Here is a 3,787-nt window from a genome sequence, read left to right on the forward strand (position 1 = left end):
CATTGCTAACGCTTTGTTCCACAAAAAACGGGTGTTACCAGCATACTGCGTCATTAGCTGCGCAGTTTCTGCATTGGTATTTAACCGGAATTTGTAGGCTTTGCGGATCAGCATATTCATCCTCTTGCTAATTAACACTGTGATTATAACCAGTGTTATTAATTCTGCAAGCAACATGAGCACTTCGTGCTCAAGACCTTATATCCCCGAGCTAAAGCAGCGGAGTTTTACGGTCTAATCTGATAAAAATAGTTCCTTAATTCGCTTTAGTGATCCGCCGACTTCATCTCGGTGAGTTAATAGCTGGTATTTGACGCCTCCAAGTTCAATTATCTTGTCAAGATCACGGGTTGAACCGATATTATAGAACAATACATTGCCATTAGGGCGAGTCAATAAATATGCATGCGTATTTAACATACCAGAACTACATAACTCACTTTGTCAAACATCTTCGTAAAGTTGTTTCATAGAATTACCTCTGTAGCTTGTTACCCTAACAGTGTAATACTCTTCATTTATTCTCACTCCACACTTCAATAAATAGCCAGCATATTAACTATAACTTTTAATTATTAACTTGATAACATTTAATAATTTCTATTTATATTTTGTCCAACGTATTATTACCTCATCGAAACACAGTACGAACAAATCAATAGAAATTTTGGAGCAAGTTATGAAAATGAATCACGTGGGTCTTATGGTTGGCGATATGGATAAAGCGGTTGAGTTTTACACCAAAGCGCTTGGCCTAAAAGTTGTAATGGGAAACACTAAGGTACAAGAAGAGCGTGAAACGGCCATTGGCAAAATGTGCATCGCTGTTTTTGGTGAAGGCTTTAAAGGCTTTAACATTGCACACCTGGTGACGACTGACGGTATTGGTGTTGAACTGTTTGAAATGAAAGAGCGCCAGGAACGTCACGAAGTTGATTTCTCACGTCTTGGTATCTTCCACTTCTGTCTGCAAACAGATGACTTTGAAGGTGCTATTGCACGTACTGAGCAATATGGCGGTAAGGTGCGTATGGACATTATGCGTTACCATCCGGAAGACGACAGCAAACCTGCAAAAATGGTGTACCTGGAAGACCCGTTTGGCAACTTGTTTGAGTTTTACTCGCACACTTATGAAGAAACTTACGCTTCTGATTACGAGTAATTAACACCCGTTAAACAAATTATTTGAAGAGCTACCTACCGGTAGCTTTTTTGTATCTATCTGCAGCTTTAAATTAAAACTGTCGACATCCGCTTTGCTCAAAGTTGCCGTTATGAACGTACATCTATAGTGATAATGATCTTTTTCCGATACTTCCCACCATGCCAGAGCCCCTCTTCAACATGAAAGCAATTCGCGGACAAGCTATTAAAGATGGATTATAATTTCTCTCTTAATTTCGCAGCTCAATCGGCAGGTTTATCAGCTTGATGAACTCCATACTTATTACAGAGAAGCTAAAAATGAAACGAAGATGTCAATGGTGTACAGAAGATCCTTTGTACATTGCTTACCATGATCATGAATGGGGTGTACCGGTTCATGATGATCGGCTACTTTTTGAGTTTATTGTCTTAGAAGGCGCTCAAGCCGGATTGAGTTGGTTGACAATATTGAAAAAAAGAGAAAACTACAGAGAGGCTTTTGCTGATTTTGATTACATACAGGTTGCAAATTACGGACAAGATGATGTCGAACGTCTTCTTGAAAATGCCGGTATTGTGCGTAATCGACTTAAGATTGAATCAGCAATTAAAAATGCGCGAGGCGTGATTAATATCCAGGCAGAATTTGGCTCGTTAAGCGATTACCTGTGGGGATTTGTCGACCATATTGCCAAACAAAATGCATGGCACTCTATAGCCGCACTTCCCGCCAAAACTGAAATATCCGAACGAATGAGTAAGGAGTTAAAGAAACGCGGGTTTAACTTTGTCGGGCCAACAATCTGTTACTCATTAATGCAAGCTGTCGGTCTGGTCAATGATCACACTACAGATTGTTTTCGCTATCAGGAGGTTAAACAGCTTAACCGTTAGTTGCATGTATAGATTGTCAATATCCTTTTTGCAGTTTAAGCATGGCCGCCCTGTTCACTCACATAGGACGATGCCTAACAATCTGCAATCGGAATTGGGTGTAGATCTTTTGAATCGACGTAAGATCTATTTTATTTCAGTGGGTTATAGAATTTTTAAGAAGAAAGAAGAGCCTTTTTGTGTTAGTTATGTAGTTACCACACCGCACAAAGAGCACCAAAAGGCCTTCTATGAATCTAGCTTACTTGAATACTCTTGATTTTTCATTCTTTTCTGATGCGAATAAACAACTTGAGCACATGATTGACCAACTACAATCTGATAATTATCGTGATAATGAGCATGGCGATATCGAGCAGTATATTCAAAAAGAAGGATTTGAAGTTTTACGCTGCTTGTTCCAAGGTTATCTCGACCTCAAAGCAGCAAGTGAAAAAACAATTTCTAACGTTTATAACGCGCAAGGAATACACCTCTCCCACACCAAACACGCCACCACACGGAAATTAACGACACTCTTTGGTGATGTTATCGTAAAACGAAAAAGCTACAGTCAACGTTTACAGAAAAGTGTTTTCCCATTAGATGCTCAGCTAAATCTACCTTCAGATCGATACTCTGATGGCATACGCCACCGCGTTGCGATTGAAGCAAGAAAATCCTCCTATGATGAGGCTGTCGAATCGATTAATCTGACGACTGGGGGTTATATACAAAAGCGGCAAAGCCTTCAATTAGCGCAAGATGTCGCGCAGGATTTCGACAAGTATTACCTACAAAATCGTTACTTGAACGCAGAGCAAACCGATAATTTATTAGTATTAACATTCGATGGCAAAGGCATTGTAATGCGGCCAGCAGGCCTTCGAGAATGTACCAAAAAAGCGGCTCTAAAATCCAAAAAACTGAATAGTAGGTTAAGCGCAGGGGAGAAAAAAGACAGAAAACGGATGGCACAAGTTGCAGCGGTTTATACGGCACTGCCTCATGTGCGAACTCCAGAATCAATCATGAAAATTGAAAAAGAAAATAATAATGTGCAGTTCCTCAAACCATCTGAGCGGAATAAGCGCGTGTGGGCCAGTATTGAGAATACAGCAGAATCAGTTATTGAAGCCGGATTTTTAGAGGCCTTACAGCGCGATCCAACACAACAACGGGACTGGATAGTATTGGTTGACGGTCATCCCCATCAGATAAGATTAATTAATCGCGTCATGAAAAAACATAACGTCAAAGCCACTATCGTGATGGACTTTATCCATGTACTTGAATACGTCTGGAAAGCAGCGTGGTGTTTCTATGAAAAAGGTGATGATAAAGTAGAAGCATGGGTAGAGAAAAACGCGCTCAAGATACTTCATGGTCATAGCAATCAAGTGGCAAAAGGAATGCGCATTAGTGCCACGAAATTGTGCCTAAGTAAGCGCGATAATATTGATAACTGTGCTGATTACTTACTAAAAAACAAGCTCCGTTTACAATATGGAGAAGCATTAAAAAAAGGTTATCCTATCGCGAGTGGGGTCATTGAAGGAGCTTGCCGACACCTTATAAATGATCGGTTAGATATTACTGGAGCACGTTGGAGTTTAAAGGGAGCAGAAGCAATACTGAAATTACGATCACTCAAATCAAGTGGGGATTTTGATGATTATTGGCTTTTCCACAAAATGCAGTCGAGCCAAAGAATCTATGGATAACGAATTTATTGAAAAGCGTCGATTCAAAAGAACTACACCCA

3 protein-coding genes and 1 pseudogene are annotated in these 3,787 nt (G+C 40.0%); 3 read left to right on the plus strand and 1 reads right to left on the minus strand.

The window, feature by feature from the left end:
* Positions 1 to 177: helix-turn-helix domain-containing protein (locus ABZA00_RS16605; RefSeq protein WP_372883268.1), on the minus strand; the 177-nt coding region annotated here is incomplete at its 3' end.
* Between the two features lie 502 nt (positions 178 to 679).
* Here ABZA00_RS16605 and ABZA00_RS16610 point away from each other — a divergent pair.
* The 3 genes and pseudogenes from ABZA00_RS16610 to ABZA00_RS16620 all read left to right on the plus strand — a co-directional run.
* On the plus strand, positions 680 to 1,165 hold the full coding sequence (locus ABZA00_RS16610) for a VOC family protein (protein ID WP_372883266.1): 486 nt from the start codon (positions 680 to 682) through the stop codon (positions 1,163 to 1,165).
* A gap of 302 nt (positions 1,166 to 1,467) precedes the next feature.
* Positions 1,468 to 2,043 (plus strand): DNA-3-methyladenine glycosylase I, encoded by a 576-nt coding sequence (locus tag ABZA00_RS16615; RefSeq protein ID WP_372883267.1) that lies wholly within the window; start codon positions 1,468 to 1,470, stop codon positions 2,041 to 2,043.
* A 230-nt stretch (positions 2,044 to 2,273) separates the two neighbouring features.
* Positions 2,274 to 3,787: pseudogene (locus ABZA00_RS16620) on the plus strand (ISKra4 family transposase); the annotation flags it as partial.

It is taken from the genome of Psychromonas sp. (assembly GCF_041586535.1).
Classification (GTDB): Bacteria; Pseudomonadota; Gammaproteobacteria; order Enterobacterales; family Psychromonadaceae; genus Psychromonas.